This window comes from Stenotrophomonas sp. 86156_Sma (assembly GCF_056481625.1).
The window spans coordinates 2,918,862-2,941,401 of record NZ_CM151157.1; the positions used below are offsets into that span (position 1 = coordinate 2,918,862).

General features: G+C 65.1%; 26 protein-coding genes. 15 read left to right on the top strand and 11 right to left on the bottom strand.

The window, feature by feature from the left end; all coding sequences use genetic code 11:
- Nucleotides 1-193: 193 nt before the first annotated feature.
- A complete protein-coding gene (locus tag ACZK33_RS13530; protein ID WP_329809946.1) occupies nt 194-598 on the top strand; it encodes a ribonucleotide reductase subunit alpha in 405 nt (134 codons plus the stop codon).
- Here the strand turns inward: ACZK33_RS13530 and ACZK33_RS13535 are convergent.
- The gene (locus tag ACZK33_RS13535; protein ID WP_293799637.1) at nt 592-921 is read right to left on the bottom strand and encodes a hypothetical protein; all 330 of its coding nucleotides are present in this window, start codon (nt 919-921) and stop codon (nt 592-594) included. The two genes, ACZK33_RS13530 and ACZK33_RS13535, sit on opposite strands and share 7 nt — an antisense overlap.
- 572 nt (nt 922-1,493) lie before the next feature.
- Between ACZK33_RS13535 and ACZK33_RS13540 the strand changes: the two genes are divergently transcribed.
- Nucleotides 1,494-1,868, top strand: a complete 375-nt coding sequence (locus ACZK33_RS13540) for a hypothetical protein (RefSeq protein ID WP_423174219.1) — start codon at nt 1,494-1,496, stop codon at nt 1,866-1,868.
- A 45-nt stretch (nt 1,869-1,913) separates the two neighbouring features.
- Here the strand turns inward: ACZK33_RS13540 and ACZK33_RS13545 are convergent, their stop codons facing one another.
- The 4 genes from ACZK33_RS13545 to ACZK33_RS13560 all read right to left on the bottom strand — a co-directional run bounded on the left by ACZK33_RS13545 (nt 1,914) and on the right by ACZK33_RS13560 (nt 8,002).
- Nucleotides 1,914-2,249, bottom strand: a complete 336-nt coding sequence (locus tag ACZK33_RS13545; RefSeq protein WP_049444665.1) for a DUF6984 family protein — start codon at nt 2,247-2,249, stop codon at nt 1,914-1,916.
- Nucleotides 2,250-2,259: 10 nt separating this feature from the next.
- Nucleotides 2,260-2,649, bottom strand: a complete 390-nt coding sequence (locus tag ACZK33_RS13550; RefSeq protein WP_423174218.1) for a hypothetical protein — start codon at nt 2,647-2,649, stop codon at nt 2,260-2,262.
- 180 nt (nt 2,650-2,829) lie between these two features.
- Nucleotides 2,830-3,249, bottom strand: coding sequence for a hypothetical protein (locus ACZK33_RS13555; RefSeq protein ID WP_478453473.1), 420 nt, complete (start codon nt 3,247-3,249; stop codon nt 2,830-2,832).
- Nucleotides 3,250-3,343: 94 nt separating this feature from the next.
- Nucleotides 3,344-8,002, bottom strand: coding sequence for an RHS repeat-associated core domain-containing protein (locus ACZK33_RS13560; protein ID WP_423174216.1), 4,659 nt, complete (start codon nt 8,000-8,002; stop codon nt 3,344-3,346).
- Between the two features lie 308 nt (nt 8,003-8,310).
- Between ACZK33_RS13560 and ACZK33_RS13565 the strand changes: the two genes are divergently transcribed.
- On the top strand, nt 8,311-9,246 hold the full coding sequence (locus ACZK33_RS13565) for an aspartyl protease family protein (RefSeq protein ID WP_423174215.1): 936 nt from the start codon (nt 8,311-8,313) through the stop codon (nt 9,244-9,246).
- Between the two features lies 1 nt (nt 9,247).
- Here ACZK33_RS13565 and ACZK33_RS13570 read toward each other — a convergent pair whose 3' ends face one another.
- Nucleotides 9,248-9,877 carry a cation efflux transmembrane domain-containing protein gene (locus ACZK33_RS13570; RefSeq protein WP_423174214.1) on the bottom strand — a complete coding sequence of 210 codons (630 nt, stop codon included), beginning with the start codon at nt 9,875-9,877 and terminating at the stop codon, nt 9,248-9,250.
- Nucleotides 9,878-9,961: 84 nt separating this feature from the next.
- Between ACZK33_RS13570 and ACZK33_RS13575 the strand changes: the two genes are divergently transcribed.
- On the top strand, nt 9,962-10,372 hold the full coding sequence (locus tag ACZK33_RS13575) for a MerR family transcriptional regulator (RefSeq protein ID WP_423174213.1): 411 nt from the start codon (nt 9,962-9,964) through the stop codon (nt 10,370-10,372).
- A 30-nt stretch (nt 10,373-10,402) separates the two neighbouring features.
- On the opposite strand, the gene arsH is transcribed toward ACZK33_RS13575, so the two are convergent.
- Nucleotides 10,403-11,131 carry an arsenical resistance protein ArsH gene (arsH, locus tag ACZK33_RS13580; protein WP_423174212.1) on the bottom strand — a complete coding sequence of 243 codons (729 nt, stop codon included), beginning with the start codon at nt 11,129-11,131 and terminating at the stop codon, nt 10,403-10,405.
- Between the two features lie 17 nt (nt 11,132-11,148).
- On the opposite strand from arsH, the gene ACZK33_RS13585 reads away from it, so the two are divergent.
- From ACZK33_RS13585 to ACZK33_RS13615, 7 genes are all read left to right on the top strand, one after another.
- Nucleotides 11,149-11,478 carry an ArsR/SmtB family transcription factor gene (locus tag ACZK33_RS13585; RefSeq protein WP_049423024.1) on the top strand — a complete coding sequence of 110 codons (330 nt, stop codon included), beginning with the start codon at nt 11,149-11,151 and terminating at the stop codon, nt 11,476-11,478.
- Nucleotides 11,479-11,493: 15 nt separating this feature from the next.
- The gene (locus tag ACZK33_RS13590) at nt 11,494-11,997 is read left to right on the top strand and encodes an arsenate reductase ArsC (protein WP_369353121.1); all 504 of its coding nucleotides are present in this window, start codon (nt 11,494-11,496) and stop codon (nt 11,995-11,997) included.
- 14 nt (nt 11,998-12,011) lie between these two features.
- Entirely contained in the window at nt 12,012-13,043 is a 1,032-nt protein-coding gene (gene arsB / locus ACZK33_RS13595) for an ACR3 family arsenite efflux transporter (RefSeq protein ID WP_423174270.1), read from the top strand.
- 161 nt (nt 13,044-13,204) lie between these two features.
- The gene (locus ACZK33_RS13600) at nt 13,205-13,552 is read left to right on the top strand and encodes an RcnB family protein (RefSeq protein ID WP_049423027.1); all 348 of its coding nucleotides are present in this window, start codon (nt 13,205-13,207) and stop codon (nt 13,550-13,552) included.
- A 72-nt stretch (nt 13,553-13,624) separates the two neighbouring features.
- Nucleotides 13,625-14,161, top strand: coding sequence for a Cif family virulence factor (locus tag ACZK33_RS13605; protein WP_423174211.1), 537 nt, complete (start codon nt 13,625-13,627; stop codon nt 14,159-14,161).
- Nucleotides 14,162-14,210: 49 nt separating this feature from the next.
- Nucleotides 14,211-14,837 (top strand): hypothetical protein, encoded by a 627-nt coding sequence (locus tag ACZK33_RS13610; protein ID WP_423174210.1) that lies wholly within the window; start codon nt 14,211-14,213, stop codon nt 14,835-14,837.
- An 82-nt stretch (nt 14,838-14,919) separates the two neighbouring features.
- Nucleotides 14,920-15,312 carry a diacylglycerol kinase gene (locus tag ACZK33_RS13615; protein ID WP_121503474.1) on the top strand — a complete coding sequence of 131 codons (393 nt, stop codon included), beginning with the start codon at nt 14,920-14,922 and terminating at the stop codon, nt 15,310-15,312.
- A gap of 49 nt (nt 15,313-15,361) precedes the next feature.
- Here the strand turns inward: ACZK33_RS13615 and ACZK33_RS13620 are convergent, their stop codons facing one another.
- The 4 genes from ACZK33_RS13620 to ACZK33_RS13635 all read right to left on the bottom strand — a co-directional run bounded on the left by ACZK33_RS13620 (nt 15,362) and on the right by ACZK33_RS13635 (nt 18,321).
- The gene (locus ACZK33_RS13620; RefSeq protein ID WP_336685601.1) at nt 15,362-16,117 is read right to left on the bottom strand and encodes a DUF3307 domain-containing protein; all 756 of its coding nucleotides are present in this window, start codon (nt 16,115-16,117) and stop codon (nt 15,362-15,364) included.
- Between the two features lie 96 nt (nt 16,118-16,213).
- Nucleotides 16,214-16,912, bottom strand: a complete 699-nt coding sequence (locus tag ACZK33_RS13625; protein WP_152907374.1) for a hypothetical protein — start codon at nt 16,910-16,912, stop codon at nt 16,214-16,216.
- Nucleotides 16,909-17,319: a hypothetical protein gene (locus tag ACZK33_RS13630; RefSeq protein ID WP_336685600.1), complete on the bottom strand. Its 411-nt coding sequence runs from the start codon at nt 17,317-17,319 to the stop codon at nt 16,909-16,911. The genes ACZK33_RS13625 and ACZK33_RS13630 overlap by 4 nt, the downstream gene beginning before the upstream one ends.
- A gap of 84 nt (nt 17,320-17,403) precedes the next feature.
- Nucleotides 17,404-18,321 carry a M14 family metallopeptidase gene (locus ACZK33_RS13635; protein ID WP_032129976.1) on the bottom strand — a complete coding sequence of 306 codons (918 nt, stop codon included), beginning with the start codon at nt 18,319-18,321 and terminating at the stop codon, nt 17,404-17,406.
- Nucleotides 18,322-18,466: 145 nt separating this feature from the next.
- Here ACZK33_RS13635 and ACZK33_RS13640 point away from each other — a divergent pair, with 145 nt between their 5' ends.
- Genes ACZK33_RS13640 through ACZK33_RS13655 form a run of 4 tightly spaced genes read left to right on the top strand, consistent with a single transcriptional unit; the run spans nt 18,467 to nt 22,388 of the window.
- Nucleotides 18,467-19,120: a DUF3348 family protein gene (locus ACZK33_RS13640; protein ID WP_423174209.1), complete on the top strand. Its 654-nt coding sequence runs from the start codon at nt 18,467-18,469 to the stop codon at nt 19,118-19,120.
- A 10-nt stretch (nt 19,121-19,130) separates the two neighbouring features.
- Nucleotides 19,131-21,395: a DUF802 domain-containing protein gene (locus tag ACZK33_RS13645; RefSeq protein WP_423174208.1), complete on the top strand. Its 2,265-nt coding sequence runs from the start codon at nt 19,131-19,133 to the stop codon at nt 21,393-21,395.
- On the top strand, nt 21,392-22,030 hold the full coding sequence (locus ACZK33_RS13650) for an OmpA family protein (RefSeq protein WP_046986176.1): 639 nt from the start codon (nt 21,392-21,394) through the stop codon (nt 22,028-22,030). The genes ACZK33_RS13645 and ACZK33_RS13650 overlap by 4 nt, the downstream gene beginning before the upstream one ends.
- On the top strand, nt 21,960-22,388 hold the full coding sequence (locus tag ACZK33_RS13655; RefSeq protein ID WP_423174207.1) for a DUF2894 domain-containing protein: 429 nt from the start codon (nt 21,960-21,962) through the stop codon (nt 22,386-22,388). Before ACZK33_RS13650 ends, ACZK33_RS13655 begins: the two co-directional genes overlap by 71 nt.
- The last annotated feature ends 152 nt before the right edge of the window (nt 22,389-22,540 follow it).

Below are 22,540 nucleotides of genomic sequence, written 5' to 3' on the forward strand. Positions count from 1 at the left end.
GCTGGTCCACCTTGTTGCTCCACCGTCTTGCCTGCGCCCGGAACGGCCCGGAAACCCTTGTCTGCTGGAACGATTGCCAGAGTACGCGGCCGTCAGTTCCATGGGCATGACTTAAATCAATCGTCTTCGGCCCCACGCGGCATGCGTTATGGCAGCATGCGGCTTTCCGTGCAGCGGGCGTGTGACAACCCTCATGATGATGAACGATTTCCAGCAGCTGCTGCACGCCGCAGGCCAGCAGGCTGAACCGCAACGCTTGCTGTTCGTATTCGTGCGCGCCGAGCTGCCCGAATCGCCCACCAGCGACCAGCGCGACCGGCATGACCGCCGCGAGGGCGGCACCCTGTCGCCGGTGCTGTGCGTGGACAAGCTGCCGACCGAGGTACCCAGCTTCCAGGCGCTGGCGGCCGAGTCGACCACCACCGGCATCGACTGGGACCTGGTCTTCGTGGCGGCGCTGGACGGCCGTGGCGGTTTCGCGCCCAACAGTGACGAAGCCGCCCGCCCGCTGCAGCTGATGGTCAACGCCATCCATGACGGTCAGATCGGCCGCTTCGCCGCCTTCGACCGGGGCGGCGAGCCTGTTCAGTTCTATTGAGCCACCAGCTGCAGGGTCAGGAAGAAGATCACCAGCACGGTGTTCAGCCCCCAGGCCACGGTCAGCCCGCGCGCGGCCACGCCCAGGTTGGGGTTGTGCGCAGTGGGCGCCGCCCGCCACACCGCCGGGATGATCCAGCCGGTATAGAGCAGCAACACGGCGAACACCCCCAGCAGCAGCGACGTACGCTGGTTGGCCAACGCCCAGAGGGCCACGGCCCACAGAATGTTGCTGGGAATGACGCCCTGCAGCCAGAACACACTCCAGAGGCGCGAACGGCCCTGGGTGTCGGGGGTTGGGTGCAGCGAAGCGGTCGCAGTCATAAGTCTCCTTCTGGTTAGGAAACGTGCCGGACCAGCCTGCGCTTGGTGGCTGGGAACGTCAACCCGAGTCGCACGTCACGCTTTGGCGCTGCTGGGGCCCCGCCAGGCTCGACTCAGGCTCCCTCCCCGCAGAGCCTGTCGCCATCGCCCCTCCCCACTCGCTCCCTCCCGCTTCCCAACCTCGACGCCTGTCGCAGATTGCACGGTTCGGGCGGATCACCGCGCCAGCCCGCGCTGGCAGTGCTTAACAGCGTGGGAGAATGCCGAAAGCGTCTCCAATCGACTGATGTTTGCAGCTCTTCTGATTGGCATTGCACAGCGCCAGGGGCTCAGATGGCGTGCCACCGGAAAAGGGTGGCCGGGCTTCGAATCCCGTGTTGGCTTTGAGTAAGTGCGCTTGCCAGCCGGCGTCACCATGCGTGGCGCCGGCTGGCAATCCGTCTGCCGGCTATGGCGGGCGGTGCGTTGGGGGCGTTCGCGCCCGCCGGCTTGAAGCCAACCCGGATTCGAACCACGTACCGCCCGCCACCTTTCGGGTGGCGGTTACCGATTGCCCTGCACGGAGCTCTGCCATGAACGAATCGGACTTCCCCCATCTGCACGCCTATCGCAGTACCGCCCACGACGACGGTTCGCCACAGGCTGCGCCCGCAGTGGACAGGAACACCTTCATTGCCAATCTCAACCGCATCGGCTCCGGTGCGGCGGCCGATGGCCAACGGTGGCCGGAGCGGCATCAACTCCCCGGCCGCTGCCTGGCCCTGGCCGATGCCGATTGCGCGTTGAGCGGGTTGCGTGTGGTGCTGGTAATGCTGCTGGCGGCGGAGCGCACCCGCCAGAACGGCGAACCGGAAGAGTACGTGGGCGACCGGGTGATGGAGGGGTTGGTACTGGCCAGCCAGTCATTGTGCGCGCAGGCGGTGGGGCGGTTGCAGCCTGAAGGGTGAATGCCATGCGCCACGGCCTTCAGCGAGGACCGCTTTCAGCAGGCATCAGTGCTCGCTGAAAGCGCTTCTCAGATCGACGCCGATGATCGGCGAGAAGTCCACCTTCCACAGCTCCAGCTCGAAGAGCTGATCGTGATTATCCAGGCACAGGGTGACTCTCACCGGCACGCCGTCAGCATCGGCAAGCATGGCCGTAGCAATGTCACTGCCGAAAAGCCGGGTCGTGCTGGACAGGAACACCACGCCCCCGAATCCGACGACACCCACATCCTCCACCTGAGCGAGCGCCAGATCCTTCAACAACCGTTCGGACAGCTCGGTCGTCTCCGGCAGCAGCCTGTGGATGAGGGAGACCTCGTCGGGGGTGAGGAACCTGGGCACGGGATGTCCTTCAGGGCACCGCGTCCGCCATCGGCTGATTCTCGATCCGCCATGTCCTGGCGTAGATGAGAATGACGCTTCCGGTCGAGCTGGTCTCGATACGAAAACACTTCAGACCGGACAGCGGATAGCCGACCGCCTTCCAACGATCAAGAAGATCAGCGAGTCCCGGCTCGTCATCATCCACCATGGCAAACTCAATTCCCTCGTCACCCAGTACGCCGAAGTTCATGAGCGCCGAGCACCCGTAGGCTTCCGAGAAGCAAACGGTTGCCTGCCGGCCATCCGGCCAACGCGCTCGCACCCTTACCTCGTCGCATACGCCAGGATTGCTTCTGTCGATGTTGATGGCCAGCAACGTGGCGTCACACCATTCAAGGGAGTTGAAATCTTGGTTCATAGACTGGAACTCCGGGGAAACAACCACGGAGCCCCTGGCGCCTAGCCTCGCCAAGAGCCATTCTCACAAAAAGGACGCTATTGGGCACGCCAACCTCATCAGAACCGAATTCATAGGCCGCATCGCATCCAACGAAATGGAATTGAAGCGAAAACAGCGAAGATTGATACGTGCGCAAACTCACTCTGTCCCTTCTTGATCGCAGCCCTCCTCCGGCTCGTATTCATGGAACTGTTTCACCACTTCCCAGCCAAACTCCTTTTCAAGGGCCTCTCGCACAACACCAGGAACCGCAAACCAGGCAGTGTTAGTGTGCGAGTCGATACCTCGCGAATCGAATTGCGAAAGAAGGTGCGCAGTTTCGGCGCGAGACATCTTCCTTTTCTCATCATGGAGAATTGAACGACGGTGCCTTTTTAGAAGGAGCCTCAACTGCTTCAGTGTTGATATCCCAAGCTTGTGAAGTTCAGCCACAACCTCCAAAAGGTCAAAGTCGCCGTAATCATGCCGACGATGAAACAGGCCCAGCACCATCTTCCTCATCCCGGCAGGAGTGACTACCTCCATTTCCTTGACCGCACGCGCATGCAACCTCTTCACCTAGTAAGCCTCAAGTCAGCGCCAGCATCCCTGCCAGCAAGCGAAGATCTTCCCGGCCCTTTCCAGATGAAACATAGCCCATCTTGCAGTTCATCTAGAAGAGCAGTGACGTCGAACCATCCGTAGGGCACATTGCTACATTCGGCTCTGTGAAGTCTACCGCCCCGCAAACCTCTGGAAAGAGACTGCACAGGGTCTTGCACGCGTTAACATCTCCATTCTCGCAAGCAACCTGAAGAGCAACTCTGAGTGCGAGCGTGGGTCCGATTGCCTTGGGTGGAAGCAGAAACGACGGCTTCCTCTTATAGGTTGACTTTCCCGTATTGGAGTCCTTCTGCCATCCCCATCCAGGGCGTTTGGGATCATCCTTCCACTTTTTTCCAGGATTGTTGGTCCCATCCGGCGAGCGCGTCTGATTTCGTTCCCCGCGACGTCCCGACATCTCACCGAATGGATCGATGTTCAGCACGGGATCAGATTCGGAATAGGCAAATGTACTAATTCCGCCTTCCAACCCAATTGGATCACTCTGCGAGTACCGCCCAACTACCGGGTCATACTCCCGCTGATTGTTGTAGAACAACCCACTCGCATCCGTCGCCTGCTGGCCCGGGAAGCGCAGCGCCAGCTCGAACGCCACACCATCACCATCCGGGTCGGCACTCGGAATCTGATTACCGAACACTTCGCTCTTGTTGCTCCACTCCCAGATCGCGACATCGCGCACCGGGTCGATCACCACGCGCGGTGTGCCCAGATGATCCGGCTGGACGTAGGCTAACTCCGGCACGCCGGTGCCCGGCACATTGATCAGCGCCACCGGATAGTTGTCCAGCCAGATGGCCTGCTGCTGCGCCTGGCCCGTGACCGAGTAGTTGCCCAGCCATTGCCCCGCCTCGTCATACAGGGTGATCTGCGCTGCGCCACCGGCCGGGGTACGCAGCACGCGCTCGCCACGATGGTTGTAGCCGTAGCTCTCCAGTGTGGCGTTACCCTGCTTCACCGCGTTCATGCGATTGGCGTCGTTATAGTTGAACGTCTTGCTGCCGATGCTGGTGGTGTTGCCCGCTGCGTCATGGGTGCGCGCCTCGCCATCCACCGCAGTCAGGCGGTGGCTGCTTGCGGGATAGGTGTAGCTGGCGGTACCTGCCGAGGTGGTCAGCGCGGTGCGATTACCGGTGGCGTCATACGCATAGGTTTCGATCGGTGTGCCGGTCGTACCGTCCTGGGTCTGTGTCAGGCGACCCAGCGCGTCGTAAGCGTACTTGGCCAGCACCGTCGAGCCTGTGCCGTTCTTCAGTTCGGTGATCGAACCTACCGGATCATAGCCATAGCCCAGCGACAGGCCGCCTGCGGCCGGGTCATGCACCGCCTGAGGGCGGTAGTCCAGATCCAGCGGACGCTGCAGCTGGCGGCCGTTGCCATAGGTCCAACCGGTCGCCGGGCCGAAGGCCGCGTAGGTCACGTTGTTCACCACGATCTGGCGGGCTTGGCCGGGCCGGGTCAGTCCGATCTGGCTGATGCGCCCCTGGGTATCGCGCACGTAGTCGGCCACACTGCCATCGGGGTAGGTCAACGCAGTCAGGCGGCCCGACTTGCTGTAGGCATAGCGCAGGGTACTGGCCACCCCATTGAGCGTCTGCACCTTGCGGGTGACCTGACCGAAGCGGTCATGGCAGTACTGGGTGCTGCCATTGGCGTGCAGCACCTGCCCCAGGCGCCCCTTGGCAAAGCGCTCGTCGGCAGTACACGCAGCGGGCGCCACGTCGTAGCTGTAGCCCACGTCCAGATTGGGGTCCGGATAGGCGATGCCGATCAGCCGGTTGAGTGCATCGTAGTGATAGGTGGCGGTGACGCCGCGCGCGTCGGTAACGGTCTTGCGATTGCCTGCCGCGTCCACGGTGTAGCTGCTGGCGCCACTGTCCGGGCTGACCTGTCCGGTCAGATCACCGAAGCCGTTGTAGGCGTAGGTGGTGTGCAGGCCCTTCGGATCAGTGACCTGGGTGACCTGGTCCAGCGCGTTGTACTGGCTGCGGATCTCCGCCGCCACGCCGCCCACGTCCTGCAGGGTCTGGGCCAGGCGGTTCAGCGGGTCGTACTGCTGGCTGGTCACGCGCTGCAGTGCGTCGGTCACCGTCTGCAGGTTGCCGTTGGCATCGTAGGCAAAGCCGGTGGCGTGATTGCCTGCGTCCTTCAGCGCGGTCAGCTGGCCGAGCGTGTTGAACGTGCGTGCCAGGGTTCGGCGCAGCGTGCCACCGGTGTCCAGCGTGTCTTCCTTGAGGCGGTTGCCGGCATTGTCCAGTGTGTAGTGAATCGTGTTGCCTGCGTTGTCCTCGATGTCGGTCAAGCGCACCGCAGCATCGTAGACGTAGGAAACGCTGCTGCCATCCGGCTCGGTGATCTTCTGCACCTGGCCCGTCGGCCAATAGCTCAGCTGGGTGACCCGATCCTCGGCAGTGGTCGCGCCGCGTACGGTGATCGAGGTCGGCCAGCCGCGAGCATGGTACGTGTAATCGGTGACCACGCCGTTGGCGTCCTTGACCGACAACGGCCGCCCGAACGCGTCATAGGCCAAGGTCTCGACCGTCTGGCCCAGCGCATTGGTCACGCTGCGCAGGTCGCCCTTGCGATAGCTGCAGGCACCTCCGGTCGCGCACCCTGCATCATCCGCCGAGTAATAGGCATAGGTAACGGCATCGGCCACATCCGTGCGCGGGCCATCCACACTCTTCAGCAGCCCCTCCACCGGGCAGCTGCCTGCCGCTGCCACATCAGCGGCTTCGCAGTACGTGTAGCTGGTGATGCGCGTCTGACCGGAAGCGGTGTCGGTCACCGTGTTGGCCGTCGGCTGGCGTCGGGAATTGAAGGCCGTGCGGGTTTCGCGGCTACCGATCCGGGTGGTCAGTACCGCATTGGTTTCGACGTCGCGCGCGGTGGTCACCACCCGCTGCTCGGGCAGGCCGACCGCTTCGGTCACGGTATGGATGCTGACGGCACGACCGCTCGCCGCATCGGTGCCCTGCGCATAGGTGTGCTTGGTCTGGATGCCGCGACGATCGGTGTAGGTATCCAGGCGACGGCGGAAGTCGACACTCTGGTCGTAGTAGGTTCGGCTGACGGTTCCCTGCAAATCGGTCAGGCCGGTCACCTTGCGCGACGGAGCGCTATCGCCGCCGGGTGTCAGGGTGTAGTCGGTCTGCCGCCCCAGCGCATCGGTCACGACCGCACCGCCGTTGGGGCTGTAGGCGAGCGTCACGCCATCGGCACCACCCGCATGCTGACTGGAGATCACACGACCGATGGAATCATAGGTAAAGGTGCTGTAGCGCCGGCCGTCCTCGGCGGTGATGCCGGTCAGGTGCTGGGGGAAGTCCTGATTCTCATAGTGATACGTGCGCAAACCGCCACCCGCATAGGCCACCGTGGCAACCTGGTTCTGCGGCGTGTAGGTATAGGTGGCGAGCGCAATGCCTTCGACCAGTACCGAACTGATCAGCGCCTCGTAGTCGTTGGACTGGTAAACGAACTCCAGCGTGCGGCCACTGCTGTGGGTGACGGCCGCAAGGCGATCGCTGTCATCGTAGATATAGGTCAGCGACGTGCCATCCGCGAAGCGCTTGGCGACCAGACGCCCGTCCGCGCCGAAGGTCGAGATGGAGCCCGCCGAATACAGCGTCCAGTTACCGTTCTGGACGAGACGATCACCACTGTCGTCGTCCGCCTCATAGGCCTGGCCGATCTTCTTGAATACACGCTGGAAACCGGTGCTTTCAATGATGCCAACGCTGTCAGCGCCATCCAGTGCCAGGTGGGCGCCCAGCGAATGGGTCCAGCCATAACCGAAGCCACCGGAGGACGTGGAAATGCCGGAGTGATAGAAGCGCGTCAGCGCGATCCAGCCCAGGTCGAAGTCCGGCGCGATCTCGTACTTCTCGCCAGTTTTAACATCACATGGGTTGCCGACATTGCCGTCGCAGGTACCGCCGTTGGAGGCCGGGTCCTTGTCGGGAATCGGACTCATGTTCGCCGCTGTATCGTTGCGGGACATGGGGCAGCTACCGTTGCCGCCGTCCTTGTCGCACTTCTGCGACTTCGAAGTGATGGTCGCAACGAACTCTTCGCTGACGCATGCGCTGTGCTTGTTGGACCACTGCGTGAGCGGAATCGGGCAGTTCAAGCGCCGGGTACGCGCGACCGCAACCGTCCCGGTATACGGGGTGCAGGGCGATTCAGCCGTATTGTTGCCAGCCATTGAAGTCAGATCGTAGTAGCGTGACTCGATGACACCTTCCTGATCGGGCGAAGCCGCAAACCAATCGCCAGACGGAGTGACCGCCGCCCCGGGGCACACGGGATTGCTGGCTTGTTGGTCCGCAAGAAAATCGGCCACCATCGCCTCTTCCGTCGGGAATATGTCACGCCCGATGTAGGACCAGTCCGGGTCGGAGGGCTGCGTCTTCCCCATCCAGTAGGTGATCGACGTGTTTCCGTTCAAGTCCACGACTTTCGACTTGATCTTGTCGACAGATTGCCAGCCGAACTGGAACTCCGGCGGGAACGGGCTGGGCGCCGGCAGATTCTTGATGGCGGCCACCGCCGCCTGCTGGGTCTTGTATTGGGTCGCATCGCCGCCGGGCTGCGAAATACGCCAGGTGATCTTGCTTTCCTGCGCCTGTGCCACAGCAGGGGCGACGAAGCCGACGGCAACAATCGCCAGCACGGCACGCGATAGGGTCTTCAGTCGTTCCAACATCCCTGTTCTCCTTCCTGGACGAACACAGCGCCGGCGGGAACGAGAACGCGGGGGTAGAGCCCCATCACGTCATGCTTCGGATCGTCCCTGGTCCGGAATGCGGCAGTGCCACATGCCGCCTTTATCGTTGAAGACGGTGACATATTCAAGTCAAGGCCCGCGACATCGGTCACATTTCCACCCGCGCGGATTCCAGATCCAGCCGATTGCCGCGACAGCTTTCGGAGCAGCCTGCGGAGCAGGAAAAACCTGCAACCGCCTGCATCCCTCACGCATCAGAAGATCCTGGACACCCATGGAACAGGATCATGAGGCGCGTTCCCCCGCATCGCCATAGCGCACTCGGCACTCGCCGTTGGCGCAGCATTGCCATCTTCACTCTGTGGCCGTTAGCTGCGCCCATCCTCGCCTCACCCGTGCTGGAGAGCGCCTGTTCCCTCGCCGCCCGCCCGGGCGAGCGCATCATCGACGTTCCCTTCGACATCGTCGACGGGCGCATCCATGTGCAGGTGCAGGTCAACGGCAGCGGCCCGTACCGCTTCGCCATCGATACCGGCGCCAGCGGCATGGCCCGCGCGGACGCCCGCCTGGTGCGTCAACTGGCGCTGCCAGCGGACGCCAGCACCCGCCACTCCGACGGCGTACAGACAGCCGAGGCCGATACGGTGCGCATCAACACCCTGGCGCTCGACGGGCTGCGCCGCAGCGACGTGATCGCGCTCACCCGCGACTACAATGCACGGCAATCAAAAGACGCAGCTTTCGACGGCATCCTTGCGCGCGGATTCTTCGCTGATGGTGTGCTGATCATCGACTACCCGCAACGGCGCCTGCAGTTCCGCCGCGACATCAACCTCCTGCCCGCGCAACCGGACACGCTCGCCTACTCACGCGCCTTCCGCATCCCGGTGACGATTGGAACAGTGACCACAGAGGCGCAGCTGGACACCGGCGCCAACGTCGCGATGGTGCTGCCCACGGCACTCTTTCGGCGGGCAGCCGGTGCCGCAGTGACCACCGGGGATCGACTGACCCTCAGTCACGGCGAGGTCGATGGCGGACATGCACAGCTGGATGTTCCCGTGTTGATCGGCGGCCTGGCGCTGCAGGGGCTGCACGTACGGGTGTCCGACCACTATCCCGAAGCGGTGGTGGGTGCCCATGCGCTGCAGGAAGCAGTGGTGCTGATCGATCAGCGCAGCCAACAGGTGGCAGTCTGCCCAAGCAGGCACCACCGCAACTGAGTCACTGTCGGCGTGCTGCCCGCCATGCCGGCCACGCTTCAGCGATCACGCCCACTGCCGACCTCAGGAACAACAGGGCGATCACTGCGCCAACGACAATATCCGGCCAGCCGCGCCCGGTCATGGCCACGCCACCCGCGGCCACCAGCACGCCCAGGTTCGCGGCCACGTCATTGCGCGAGCACTCGAACGTGCTCTTCATGTTGATGTTCAACCTGCGGAATCGCCATAGCAGCGCCAGGCAGGTGAGGTTCGCCACCAGGGCAATGCCACCGAACACCAGCATCAGCGTGCTGGACGGTGGCACCCCATTGACCAGCTTGCCGGCCACTTCGAACACGATGAACACGAAGAAGGCCAGGATCAGCAGACCCTTGGCCAGCGCCGCGCCCGCCTCCCAGCGCGGGCCCCGGTTTACCGCCCACAGGCTCAGGCCATAGACGATGGCATCCCCCAGCATGTCGACCGCGTCGGCCTGCAGGGCGCTGGATCGCGCGGCAAGGCCCGCGCCGAACTCGATGAAGAACATCGCCAGGTTGATTGCCAGCACCGCCACCAGCACCCGCCGCTGGGCGCTGTGCAGCGCTATCGATGCCAGCTCCTGGCGTTTGTGGCCGCAGCACTGGTCCATGGGGGCGCTCCGCCGGGCGCGCCCGGGCTTGAAATGAAAGGGAGCTGCCTTTATCAACCTTGTAGCGCCTACAAGGTCAAGCCCATGACAGCCCCACTCACCATCGGCCAGTTGGCCCGCCAGACCGGCACCAAGGCAGAGACCATCCGCTATTACGAAAAGATCGGCCTGCTGCAGCCGCCGCTGCGTTCGCAGGGGAACTACCGCTGCTACGACGCACAGGACCAACGGCGGCTGGCATTCGTGCGCCGTGCGCGCGAGCTGGGGTTCGCCATCGAGCAGATCCGCGAGCTGATCGCCTTCGGCGAACAACGCGAGCACCAATGCAGTTCGGTGGATGACGTGGTGAAGGCGCACATTGCCGACATCGCGCGCAGGATTGCCGACCTGCAGACGCTGCAGGGCGAACTGCAGCGGATGATCGGCAACTGCCCCAGCGGGCGCGTGGCCGATTGCCGGGTGCTGGAAGCCCTGCAGCCTGCGCCGGCTACCTGAACTGGAATCGTGCGCGATTCGGCATCTCCCTCAGACGCCGGTCGCTCCCGCCGCCCGCGCCAGCTCGACCGCCAGCGCATCGCCCTTCCGCTCGCTGTAACGGTCCACGAGGTAGTCGGCACGGCCGCGGGTGAGCAGCGTGAACTTCACCAGTTCTTCGACCACATCCACCACGCGATCGTAGTAGGGCGAGGGCTTCATCCGCCCGTCTTCGTCGAACTCCTGCCAGGCCTTGGCCACCGACGACTGGTTGGGAATGGTCAACATGCGCATCCAGCGGCCCAGCACCCGCAGCGTATTGACCGTGTTGAACGACTGCGAACCGCCGCAGACCTGCATCACCGCCAGCGTCCTGCCCTGGGTCGGCCGCACGCTGCCGTCTTCCAGTGGCAGCCAGTCGATCTGGTTCTTGAACACGCCGGTCACCGTGCCGTGCCGCTCCGGGCTGACCCACACCTGCCCTTCCGACCAGTGCGACCACTCGCGCAGTCGCTGCACTTCCGGATGCCCCTTGTCCACGCTGTCCAGCAGCGGCAAGGCATGTGGATCGAACACGCGCGTTTCGCAGCCCAGATGCTGCAGCAGGCGTTCGGCCTCCAGTGCCAGCTTGCGGCTGAACGATTGCGGACGCAGTGAGCCATACAGCAGCAGGATGCGTGGCGGTCCCTGGCGTTCGGCCGCCAACCGCTGGTGATCTGGCTGGGGAAGCGAAGCCTCCCTCAGATGGGGCAGCGAAGGACTTGTGATCGACTTGTTCATTCGACTATTCTAGAAATATGGAAACATCAAATGCAATCGCTGCGCTCACCGCACTCGGCCACGCCACCCGCCTGGCAGCCTTCCGCCTGCTGGTCGAAGCCGGCCCGGCCGGTCGCATGGCCGGCGACATCGCCACAGCCCTCCAGGTTCCTCCCGCCACCCTCAGCTTCCACCTGAAGGAACTGGTACAGGCCGGCCTGGTCGAGAGCGAGAGCCAGGGCCGCCACGTCTGCTACCGCGCGAACTTCAGCGCAATGACCGGCCTGATCGAGTACCTCACGCACAACTGCTGCGCCGGTTCGCCCAGCGAACAGTGCACGCCGTCGGGCAATCCCTGCAGCTGCTGATACGGAAACGCCTTCATGTCCCGCTCCATCCTGTTTCTCTGCACCGGCAACAGCGCCCGCAGCGTGCTGGCCGAAGCCACCCTGCGCGCATGGGGCGGCGACCGCTTCAAGGCCTACAGTGCCGGCAGCCACCCGACCGGCCAGGTCAATCCGTTCGCGCTTGCACAGCTGCGCGCAGAAGGCATCCCGGTCGCGGGACTGCGCAGCAAATCCTGGGATGAGTTCGCTGATTCCGCCCCCATGGATCTTGTGATCACCGTCTGCGATGCGGCGGCAGCGGAAGCCTGCCCCGTGGTGTTCGGTGACTTCATCCGCAGCCATTGGGGCCTGCCGGACCCGGCCGAGGCAGAGGGCAGCGATGCCGACAAGGCTGCCGCCTTCGCCCATGCGCATGCCATCGTGAAGGCGCGCGTGCAGGCCCTGCTGGCGCTGCCCGGGCACGTGTGGCAAGACCGCGGAATGCTGCAGCAGGCGCTGGACCAGATCGGCCACCTGCTGCCGGCAGCGCGCACGCCATGAGCACAGCGGCACCCATGGGCCTGTTCGAGCGCCACCTGACGCTCTGGGTCGCGCTGTGCATCATCGTCGGCACGCTGCTCGGGCACTTCCTGCCCGGTGCTTTCTCCTCCCTGGCGGCGGCTGAAGTGGCCAAGGTCAACCTGCCGGTGGCGGTGCTGATCTGGCTGATGATCATCCCGATGCTGCTGCGGGTGGATTTCGGTGCGATGCGCCAGCTGGGCCAGCACTGGAAAGGCATCGGGGTGACGCTGTTCATCAACTGGGCGGTGAAGCCATTCTCGATGGCGCTGCTGGGCTGGCTCTTCCTGCGCCACGTCTTTGCGGACTGGCTGCCCGCCGGCCAGATCGACAGCTACATCGCCGGCCTGATCCTGCTGGCCGCCGCGCCGTGCACGGCCATGGTGTTCGTGTGGAGCAACCTGTGCCGCGGCGATGCCAACTTCACGCTGAGCCAGGTGGCACTGAACGACGCGATCATGGTGGTGGCCTATGCACCCGTGGTGGCGCTGCTGCTGGGGCTGTCGGCCATCACCGTGCCGTGGGATACGTTGCTGCTGTCGGTCGTCCTGTACATCGTGGCGCCGGTGCTGGTGGCTGCGGTGCTGCGGCGCTGGATCCTGTCACGCCATGGCGAATCCGGGCTGCAGACGGCGCTTCGCCGGCTGGGGCCACTGTCACTGTTGGCGCTGCTGCTGACGCTGGTGCTGCTGTTCGGGTTCCAGGGCCAGCAGATCGTGCAGCAGCCGCTGGTGATTGCGGTGATCGCGGTCCCGATCCTGATCCAGGTCTATTTCACCTCCGGCCTGGCGTACCTGCTCAACCGGCGCCTGGGTGTGGCCCATTGCGTGGCCGGGCCGTCGGCACTGATCGGCGCCAGCAACTTCTTCGAACTGGCGGTTGCGACGGCCGTGGGCCTGTTCGGCGTCCACTCCGGTGCGGCGCTGGCTACGGTGGTGGGGGTGCTGATTGAAGTCCCCGTGATGCTTTCGGTGGTGAAGATCGTGAACCGGTCACGCAACTGGTATGAGGCGCGCGAGCGCGCTTGAGGCGGCCATGCCGGAGGCGGCGGCGTCGTGCCCGAGCCGCCAGCTGCAACGCCGTGGAATGCGCCCTGCTGCTACGGTGACAGCTCAAAAGTCCGTTCACATTCCTTGATCCATACTCCACGGCACGACGCCGCATGCAGCGGCAAGGCCCGGAGGTTGCGATGAACACCGCACGCTTGTTCGCCATTGCTTTGACCACGGCTGCCGCGCTGGCCGCGGCACCGGCCTTCGCCGATCCGCCGCACCACGCGCGCGGCAACGGGCCACCGCCGCACGCCGGTGGCCCGCACAATCGTGATGCGCCGCCGCCAGGCTGGCAGAAGAAGGCCTGGCGCCGCGGCGAGCGCCTGCCATGGGCGGAAGTGGACCGCCGTTACTGGGTGGATGACTATGCGCGCTACCACCTGCGCGAGCCGGGCCGCGACCAGCGTTGGGTCCGGCAGTCCGATAGCGAGTACCTGCTGGTGGAGATTGCTACCGGGTTGATCATCGACGCGCTGCATCGTTGAATGAGGGGATGCGCCGGGGCACTGATGTGACGAAACGTCCCGGCAGCATCCCCTTGTCCCCGGAAGCTGCAGATGCAGACATCAAGAGCACCACTCGCCCTCCTCGCGCTTCTGCTGTCAGCGTCGCCAGGCCATGCCGGCAACAACAGCCCAGCCCACAGTCCAGCTGATGAAAAAGCCATCGAACAGGTGGTCGAATCGTTCCGCACCTCGTTGATCAACAAGGACAAGCCGACCTACATGGACCTGTTCTTCTCGGACAAGGCGGAAGACATCGGCTGGCAGTTTGTCTCCGAGGATGTGCGCCTGCAGGACATCCGCAAGGCCAAGCCCGATGCGATCAAGGCACGGCAGATTCCCGCCAACAACTTCATCGCGCTGATCGACGGCGTCGTTGCGTCGCCGAAACCGAAGGAGGAGAAATTCTCCAACACGAAGATCGAAACGGATGGCGATGTGGCCTCGGTGTCGCTTGACTACAGCTTCCACGACGATGGAGTGAAAACCAACTGGGGCAAGGAGATGTGGCAACTGGTCCGCACCGAGCGGGGCTGGAAGATCTTCTCGGTGATCTACTCGATGCGCGATTCACGCAGCCCGGCCGAATGAGTGATCTGTCAGACTGGCGCCCACCGTTCGTCCATGCCAGCCAGACCCGATGACCCGGATTGCCGACCTCAACGCCGACCAGCTCGCCCACCACGCGCTCAACATCTTCATCGCCCAGGGCCGCCATGTGGAAGGCGCCCGCGTGATCTACCGGGCGTTGCAACTGGACCCGCATCATCCCTGTGCGCTGCGCTGCCTGAGCGATTTCCTGGCCCACGAGGGCACCGAGCCCTTCGCGGCAGTCACGCTGGAACACGCCCTGTCCGGCGCCGTTCCACTGAATGACGATGCGCGCCGGATGCTGGATGACCTGCGCTTCCTCGACATCTGGTCCTGGGGATTCTCCCGGCACGTCTCCGGCGAAGCCAACCTCAGCGGCGAAGCGTTCAAGAACCGCGAGGATTTCGTGTTCGATGGCCCGGCCTATGCGGCCTTCCTCAACACGGTCACCGAGCCGGCCGGTTCGGTGCAGGGCGCCTTCCAGGCGGCCGTCCGCATCTGTGGGCTGATGTCCGGCCTGCTGCGCCATGCGGAGAAGGACAATCCGGCGTTCGATGATGTGCTGCGATCCTCCGCCTTCGTCGAGACCGAGGCGTACCCGGCATGGCTGGCCTCGCCGACGGACGATCTGGATGCCCTCGACCAGACCATCCAGGCGCAGCGCCAGGCCGGCTGAAGGAAAATCCAACGGGCGTCCGACGCTTTCCCGACGCCCGCCTGCACATCCTGTCGTGAGATCACTTCATGGCAGGACCGGCATGCAGCCACCCTCCCTCAAGGACAGCGGTAAATACCCGCATGGCAAGACCGGCCTTCGCCGCATCTTCTACACGCTGATCCATTCGCGCGACGGCTTCATCGCCACCTTCCGTGGCGAAGCCGCCTTCCGGCAGCTGTTGCTGCTGCATGCGCTGCTGATCGCCACCGCGTTCCTGCTGGACATCAGCCAGGTCGAACGCGCCGTGGTGCTGGCGGTCTGCTTCATCAGCCTGCTGGTGGAGCTGCTGAACTCGGCCATCGAAGCGGTGGTCGACCGCATCTCGCTTGACCACCACCCACTGTCCAAGAACGCCAAGGACATGGGCAGCGCCGCCCAGACCACCGCACTGCTGATGGTCGGCACGGTGTGGGGCGTGATCCTGCTGGGTTAGCTCGCGCCCGACCCGCCGGGCATGGCCCGGCGCCACAACGCCGCAGCCGCTAGCGCCAATGCGAGATGGCGAGCTTGGTCAACATGGTTGCGGCGATGGCCCAACCGAAGCTGAGCATGGTACCGATGATCACATATTCGGTGTGTGCCCGCGCCTGCCGGTCGGCGAAGCGCAGCACCGATTTGGCGGCCAGCATCAACCCCACGCCCTCCGGCTGGCCCAGCAGCAGGAACATGAAGATCAAGCCTCTTTCCAGCCGCCCGATATAGCGCCCTGCGGTCTGCATGCCCTTGTGATCGTCGCCCTGCACGGCTGCGGTCGTAGGCGCCGATTCGGCGCTTCCCATATTGAGTCCTGCCGTGAACGGCGCAAGCAGCTTCTCCACCAGGACGCCGCCGACGTTGACCACCAGGATCAAGCCGCTCGCGATCGACATGCCCTGATACATCAACAGTTGGACCTGGGTCGGGATCATCCCGTACCAGCCATCGCGGGCAACGTGAGGGAACATCAACGCGATCAACACGATGAAGGCGATATGCACCAACTGGTCAATGACGAATGCGTGCACGCCATCGGGGAGCCAATGCACCTTGATCCAGTCCATCACCGCATGGCTGAAACCGATGATGAGATAGACCCATGGGTTGATTGAACCGGTCAGCGCGGCGATGACGAGCAGCACCACTGCTACGTGCAGCAGCAGGCCATGCAGTTCCTGCTTGCGCGCGATCATCTTCGTGGTCTGCAGCACGAAATCGGCGACAAGGTGAGCGGTCAACAGTACGAGCAGCGTTTCAAGCATGTCCTTTCTGCCTGTGAGTCCTTCCTGTGGCTCGCGTCGCGATAGCCAAGTCGCCGCGAAAAGCAACGAAATTTAGTTGCTTAAGCCAAAGCAACGCTATTTAGTTGCTTTTCCAGAACCGTGAACGCTCCCGTACGGCTGCATCAGTGCACGTTCAGCCGCGGTGATCAGCGCCAGCAAGGCAAAGACGCCAGCATCGTGATAGACCCGGTTCACCGATTGTCGGTGCCGGTTCAACGCATTGGCAGCTTCCAACTGCGAGGGGGCATCGGGGATCAGAAACAACGACGCCACCTCAGCCTGACTGCGTGTCCAGCGCGCGACAATAACATCGCAGGCAGACACCACTGCCGGTAACCAGTACAGATCCTCCCGTTGTACTGGCAGGGCTACGTCCATGTCCTGCGTGCGCCCCATGGATTCAAGCAACCGACCGGACAGCACGAATGCCTCACCCAGCGAACGCGACACCGCCTTCCGGTCCAATGCCTCTACCGTACCCAGTCCAATCGCGATCCGCGTGCGCGCCCGCGACTCCGATGCGGCAAGCTTGGCCTTGATCCAGGTCGCCAACCTCAGGAAACCGTGCGGCTGGGTGACCGCCAGCTGCCAGGCGTCGCCCCGGTAGAACTCGGGGCCGACAATGCCCGGCAAAGGCCACTCCATGGCCTGGGCCACGGCAACGGAAATCACTTCACGGACGTCATCAATGGTGGCCGCGTCCATCTCCGTGGACTTGACCAGGTCGCCGGTAAGCACGGCAATCAGATCAGACGATGTATCGGGCATGTTCATACCTTGGGCTGCACAGGCTGTACCTCACAGGACATCTGCGGCTGGGCAGCGCCGGCCACATCTGTGCCGGGCCCGCTCAACGCCATTCTACCGTCGTAGCGGTTGATCACCGCCTGCAGCCTGCCCGCGCCAGCGATCGAAGGAAAATCCAGCCGATACAGGTTCGCCTCCACCTCCAGCTTGCCCGCGCGCGCGCTCGGACGGTTGACCCAGACCACCGATGCCCGGCCGGAGTCCAGGATCAACACCATCGGCGCCTGGTGCGTGGCGCTTGTGCTGCTGCAGGACAGCTGGATCACCCGCGGCGGCGTCAGATCGAGCGCCGACAGCTTGCATCCACCGAGTGCGGTCGTCGCTACCAGGACCGACACGAGTGATGGCCGGAGCAGAATCTTGATCGTGGTCATCGCCCGATCGTAACCCGACAATCGATCCTATGACCCGGCGCATCGTGCAGGAACCTGCCGGGTCCGCTTGCACACCCACGTGCCTTACTTCGTCAGGGCGAAATCCAGGCCTGCGCACACCGCCGCCACTTGCGCATCATTGCATTCCTGCGGGTTGGTACGCGGGCTGTCCGGGTAGACCTCAGTGGTGGTGGCAAAGCGCGCGTCGGTGAAGCCGGCGCAGGCGCCGATCGAACGCGACTCACCCCAGACCACGCCCGGCGACTGCAGCGGCAGGCCGACCAGGTTGCCTTCGGCGTCTGCCGGGGCGATGTGGGTGATGGGCGCCACTGCGGCGATCAGGGCCTTCTGGAACTCGGCCTGCGGATCTTCGCTGTTGCCGATCACGTAGAAGCCATCCGGAATGGTGTCGCGCTCGAACGGCTTGCCGTCGCGGGCGCAGCGCGCCGGATCGAACTCGTGCAGGTCGCTGTCGGTGGTCTCGTGCAGGTCCAGGTGCACCAGCAGGTTCGGCTTGCGCTCAGCCACCCAGCGCATCAGCGCGGCGGCCTCTTCGATCTGGCCGCCGTCACGGAAGCTGCGGTTCGGGTCGATGGCATCCGGGTTCCAGCGCTGGATGCGCTCGTAGCCCCACGGGCTGACGCACGGCGCCACGATCAGGTTCAGCCGGCCCAGGTAACGCTCGGCCTGCTGTTCCAGGAACTGCAGGGCGCCATGCACGCCGCTGGTCTCGTAGCCATGCACGCCGCCGGTGATCAGCGCGGTCGGCAGCGCCGGGTTCCAGTCGTGGTTGACCACGGCGAACAGCGGGTAATGGTCAGGTGCATAGTCCAGCTGACCGTACTGGATCACATCGAAGCTGTCGTCCAGGCGTTCAAGGGCGGCCACCACGTCGTCGTGGTAGCTGCGCTGGCGCTGCTGGCGGGCCCGCCACTGTGCGCGTTCCGCGTCGCCCCAGGGCTGTCCGGGGGTGCCGATCGGGTAGAACTGCGCAACAGTCATTGGGTACTCCAAGGGTCGAACGGGATGGGTGCAGCCGGTCATTCTAAGCCTTGTCGCGCCTGCGGGTCCCCTCCCCCGGCCCCGCCTTCATCCAGGCCGGGTCATCTGGTTGTAAAATCAACGGTTTTTGGCCCCTCACCCCTTGATGGCGAACGCAGCGCAGCCGGTCCTGGGTGGACCGGAATTCCTCCGCCTGCTCGCCCGTCTCAGCGACGGCGCGATGCCGGCCAGCAGTCCCGCCCTGACCGATCGCCTCGGCCAATGGGTGGACTGGAGCCGTGCCGTGGCCCTGTCCGGGGCGCTCGGCGGACGCCTGCCCGAGCCGGGTGAGGCCACCGAAGCGGCCGGGGATGTGCTGGACGACTGCGCCCAGGCCCATGCCAGCCTGCTGGCCTCGATCAGTGAGGATGCCGAGGCCGAGCGCCTGCTGGACCTGGCCGAAGCCGCCGCCGCACCCAACTTCGCCTCGCTGCGCCAGCGCTACCGGGTACTGCAGCAGGCCATCCAGACCGCCACCGGACGCCTGCGCGGCCGCCTGCGCGACCAGCTGGTGCAGGTCTCACCCGAGCTGGCACGGCTGGCCGAGGTCGATGCGGTGATGGAACAGACCCTCACCCCGCGCGAGCACAGCCTGCTGGCCACTGCGCCGGCGGTGCTCGGCGCCCGTTTTGAACGCGTGCACGGCCAGTCCGGCTGGCGCGCGGCCTTCCGCCATGACATGCGCACCCTGCTGCTTGCCGAGCTGCAGCTGCGCTTCCACCCGATCGAAGGGCTGCAAGACGCCCTGCGCTCCCACTGACCGGAACACCATGTCCAGAACTGCTTTCCATGTCGTTGTTTTCCTTGTCGGCCTGCTGGCCGTGTGCTGGATCGGCATTGGCTACGTTTCGGTGCATCCGCTGGGTGCAGCGGTAGCGGCAATCATCGCGGCCTGCTACATCGCCGGTGGCGTGGAGCTGTACCGCTATCGGCAGGCCAGCAACGGCCTGCGCAGCGCACTGAGTGACCTGTCCAGCGCGAAGGAGAGCCTTGCGCCCTGGTTGGAGCGCGTGCCGGTGGGCCTGCGCAACGCCGTGCGCCTGCGCGTGGAAGGCGAGCGCACCGCCCTGCCCGCGCCGGTGCTGACCCCGTACCTGGTTGGACTGCTGGTGCTGCTGGGCATGCTCGGCACCCTGCTCGGCATGATGGACACGCTGCGCGGCACTGGCCTGGCCCTGCAGAGCGCGACCGACATGGCCGCCATCCGCGGCTCGCTGGCCTCGCCGGTGCAGGGCTTGGCGGTGGCGTTCGGCACCTCGATCGCCGGTGTTGCCAGTTCGGCCATGCTCGGCCTGCTGGCGGCGCTGCTGCGCCGTGACCGCCTGCAGGCCGTGCAGCAGCTGGACCGTGCCATTGCCGGCGACCTGCACCCGTACTCGCAGGCCTGGCAGCGCGCCGAGTCGCTGCGACTGCTGCAGGCACAGTCCGCCGCGCTGCCGGCGCTGGTCGACCGCCTGCAGGCGATGACCAGCACCTTCGAACAGCACAGTGCGGCCGCCAATGAGCGCCTGCTGGCCGGCCAGGCCGAGTTCCTGACCCAGAGCCAGGCGCTGCAGGAACGCCTGGCCGTCTCGCTGCAGCAGTCGCTGCGCGAGGGTGCCGAGGCCAGCGCCGCCGCCATCGGTGGCGCGCTGCAGCCGATGGCCGAGACCACCCTGGCCGGACTGGCCCACCATGGCGAGGCGCTGCATGCCCGTGTCGAACAGGCGGTGCAGCAGCAGTTGTCTGGCCTGAGCGAAGGCTTCGAGCGCAGCCGCGTGGCGACCGAGGCCAGCTGGGCCAAGGCGTTGAGTGAACAGAGCCAGACACAGCAGGCACTGGTCAGTGATCTGCGTCAGCACCTGCAGGCCTTCAGCGATGGCCAGGGCACGCAGGCCGAAGCACTGGTGACACGCATCGGCGAGCGCCTGCATGCCGATGCCAGCGGCAATGCCGAGGCCTGGCGCGCCGCCGCCGAACAGCAGCAGGCATTGAATACCGCGCTGGTCGAACGCCAGCAGCAGGCATTGCTGGCCACCAGCGAGCATCTGGACGCGCGTGCGCAGGCGCTGCTGCAGGCACTGGAACAGCATCACAGCGCCAGCCAGTCGCTGCTGCAGGATCATGAAGAGCAGCGCTCGCAGCAGTGGCAGGCCGCGCAGGCCGCCGCCGCGACCGCGCACGCCGAACTGCAGGCCCGCCTGGACAGCCGCGAGCAGCAGCGCCAGGCACGCTGGGATGCGGTCAGTGCCGAACTGCAGCAGGCCCACGCCGCGCTGCAGGCCCAGCTGCAGGCCGGCGACGAACAGCGCCTGCAGCGCTGGAGCGATGCCCTGCAGCACGTTTCCGCCGATCTGGCCGAGCGCCTGCAGGCCAACGGTGAACGCCTGGCCGCGCAGCAGCAGCAGGTCTGCGACACGCTGGCGGCCACCGCACAGCAGATCGGCGAGAACGGCCGCGCCCAGGCCAGCGCCACGCTGGCGGAAGTGTCCACCCTGCTGCAGACCGCCGCCGCTGCGCCGAAGGCCGCCGCCGACGTCATCAACGAGCTGCGCAGCACGCTCTCCGAGAGCCTGGTGCGCGACAACGCGATGCTGGAAGAGCGCGGCCGCCTGCTGGCCACCGTGCAGACCCTGCTGGATGCGATCAACCATGCCTCGCACGAACAGCGCACCGCCGTGGACGCGCTGGTCGGTGGTTCGGCCGAGCTGCTGGAACGCGTCGGCAACCGCTTCACCGACCATATCGCCGCCGAGACCGGCAAGCTGGATGGCATTGCCGCAGCGCTCAGCGGCAGCGCCGGTGACGTCGGCCAGCTGGCTGGCGCCTTCGGCGATGCGGTTGCGCAGTTCGGCAGCGCCTCCACCGAGTTGTCCGGCCGCCTGGAACAGATCGGCGGCGCACTGGATGCCTCGCTGGCGCGCAGCGACGAGCAGCTGGCCTACTACGTGGCGCAGGCGCGCGAGGTGGTCGACCTCAGCCTGCTGTCGCAGAAGCAGGTGATGGAAGAACTGCAGCAGCTGGCCACGCGCCGCGGCAAGGCCGGCAGCGCATGAGCGACGAGCTGGAGGTCGACGGCGGTTCGCACGCCCCGATCTGGGCCGCCTTTGGCGACCTGATGTCGGTGCTGCTGGGCGCGTTCGTGCTGATCCTGGTTGGCGTGGTCGCCGTGCAGCTGGAGCTGTCGCAGCGGCTGGACCAGGAAGTGAAGCAGCGCCAGGCCGAAGCCAAGCGACTGCAGACGCTGGAACAGGCGCTGGCCGGCCCGCTGGCCGCCGGTCGCGTGACCTTGGTCGATGGCCGCATCGGTATCAGCGGCAGCGTGCTGTTCGCGCTGAACTCGGACCAGCTGCAGCCGGAAGGCCAGGAGCTGCTGCGCAGCCTGGCCGCACCGCTGGCCGCCTATCTGGGGACGCGCGAAGAGATCCTGATGGTCAGCGGCTTCACCGATGACGCGCCGGTGCGCGAAGGCAACCGGCGTTTCGCCGACAACTGGGAGCTGTCCGCGCAGCGATCGCTGACCGTGACCCGCACGTTGATTGCCGATGGCGTACCGGCCGATGCGGTGTTTGCCGCCGCGTTCGGCAGCGAGCAGCCGGTCAGCTCCAATGCCAGCGAAGATGGCCGCGCGCGCAACCGTCGCGTGGAAATCGCACCGATTCCCAAGCCCAAGGCCGCGGATGCCAAGTAAGCCGCCCGCACTGGAGGGCCTGCGCGCACTGGTGCGCGATCTCGATGCGGGATCGCGTTCGCTGCCGCATTACCCGCAGGTGCCGATGCTGCAGCAGGTGCAGCGCGAGTGGTCGGAACTGCGCAGCGAACTGCAGGTACGCCGCTCGCTGCGCACCGAGGCCCCGGCCGATGGCGGTCCGTTGAACTCGGCGGTGCTGGTGCAACGCATGCTGGATACGATGCAGGCGACCAGCCCTGGCTACCTGCGGCATTTCATCGACTACGTGGACACCCTGTCCTGGCTGCAGGCGCTGCAGGATGGTGCCGCCAGCGGTGCAGATACCGCGAAGCCGAAGCGTACGCGCAAGCCGCGCTGAACACCGATTGGTAGTGCCGGCCGCTGGCCGGCAGCTGCACATTGCCAGATGGGTCCACGTGGCTGCCGGCCAGCGGCCGGCACTACCCGTCTTGGTAGGCGCCTCACAACGAATGAACATGTCACCAGACAGTCATCTGTCTAGCGCACCAT

Bases quoted from the DNA above. Each gene is read 5' to 3' on its own strand.
- ACZK33_RS13530 (WP_329809946.1), top strand. From the start codon at position 194: ATGATGATGAACGATTTCCAGCAGCTGCTGCACGCCGCAGGCCAGCAG.
- ACZK33_RS13535 (WP_293799637.1), bottom strand. From the start codon at position 921: ATGACTGCGACCGCTTCGCTGCACCCAACCCCCGACACCCAGGGCCGT.
- ACZK33_RS13540 (WP_423174219.1), top strand. From the start codon at position 1,494: ATGAACGAATCGGACTTCCCCCATCTGCACGCCTATCGCAGTACCGCC.
- ACZK33_RS13550 (WP_423174218.1), bottom strand. From the start codon at position 2,649: ATGAACCAAGATTTCAACTCCCTTGAATGGTGTGACGCCACGTTGCTG.
- ACZK33_RS13560 (WP_423174216.1), bottom strand. From the start codon at position 8,002: ATGTTGGAACGACTGAAGACCCTATCGCGTGCCGTGCTGGCGATTGTT.
- ACZK33_RS13565 (WP_423174215.1), top strand. From the start codon at position 8,311: ATGAGGCGCGTTCCCCCGCATCGCCATAGCGCACTCGGCACTCGCCGT.
- ACZK33_RS13570 (WP_423174214.1), bottom strand. From the start codon at position 9,877: ATGGACCAGTGCTGCGGCCACAAACGCCAGGAGCTGGCATCGATAGCG.
- ACZK33_RS13575 (WP_423174213.1), top strand. From the start codon at position 9,962: ATGACAGCCCCACTCACCATCGGCCAGTTGGCCCGCCAGACCGGCACC.
- arsH (WP_423174212.1), bottom strand. From the start codon at position 11,131: ATGAACAAGTCGATCACAAGTCCTTCGCTGCCCCATCTGAGGGAGGCT.
- ACZK33_RS13585 (WP_049423024.1), top strand. From the start codon at position 11,149: ATGGAAACATCAAATGCAATCGCTGCGCTCACCGCACTCGGCCACGCC.
- ACZK33_RS13590 (WP_369353121.1), top strand. From the start codon at position 11,494: ATGTCCCGCTCCATCCTGTTTCTCTGCACCGGCAACAGCGCCCGCAGC.
- arsB (WP_423174270.1), top strand. From the start codon at position 12,012: ATGGGCCTGTTCGAGCGCCACCTGACGCTCTGGGTCGCGCTGTGCATC.
- ACZK33_RS13600 (WP_049423027.1), top strand. From the start codon at position 13,205: ATGAACACCGCACGCTTGTTCGCCATTGCTTTGACCACGGCTGCCGCG.
- ACZK33_RS13605 (WP_423174211.1), top strand. From the start codon at position 13,625: ATGCAGACATCAAGAGCACCACTCGCCCTCCTCGCGCTTCTGCTGTCA.
- ACZK33_RS13610 (WP_423174210.1), top strand. From the start codon at position 14,211: ATGACCCGGATTGCCGACCTCAACGCCGACCAGCTCGCCCACCACGCG.
- ACZK33_RS13615 (WP_121503474.1), top strand. From the start codon at position 14,920: ATGCAGCCACCCTCCCTCAAGGACAGCGGTAAATACCCGCATGGCAAG.
- ACZK33_RS13620 (WP_336685601.1), bottom strand. From the start codon at position 16,117: ATGCTTGAAACGCTGCTCGTACTGTTGACCGCTCACCTTGTCGCCGAT.
- ACZK33_RS13625 (WP_152907374.1), bottom strand. From the start codon at position 16,912: ATGAACATGCCCGATACATCGTCTGATCTGATTGCCGTGCTTACCGGC.
- ACZK33_RS13630 (WP_336685600.1), bottom strand. From the start codon at position 17,319: ATGACCACGATCAAGATTCTGCTCCGGCCATCACTCGTGTCGGTCCTG.
- ACZK33_RS13635 (WP_032129976.1), bottom strand. From the start codon at position 18,321: ATGACTGTTGCGCAGTTCTACCCGATCGGCACCCCCGGACAGCCCTGG.
- ACZK33_RS13640 (WP_423174209.1), top strand. From the start codon at position 18,467: ATGGCGAACGCAGCGCAGCCGGTCCTGGGTGGACCGGAATTCCTCCGC.
- ACZK33_RS13645 (WP_423174208.1), top strand. From the start codon at position 19,131: ATGTCCAGAACTGCTTTCCATGTCGTTGTTTTCCTTGTCGGCCTGCTG.
- ACZK33_RS13650 (WP_046986176.1), top strand. From the start codon at position 21,392: ATGAGCGACGAGCTGGAGGTCGACGGCGGTTCGCACGCCCCGATCTGG.
- ACZK33_RS13655 (WP_423174207.1), top strand. From the start codon at position 21,960: ATGGCCGCGCGCGCAACCGTCGCGTGGAAATCGCACCGATTCCCAAGC.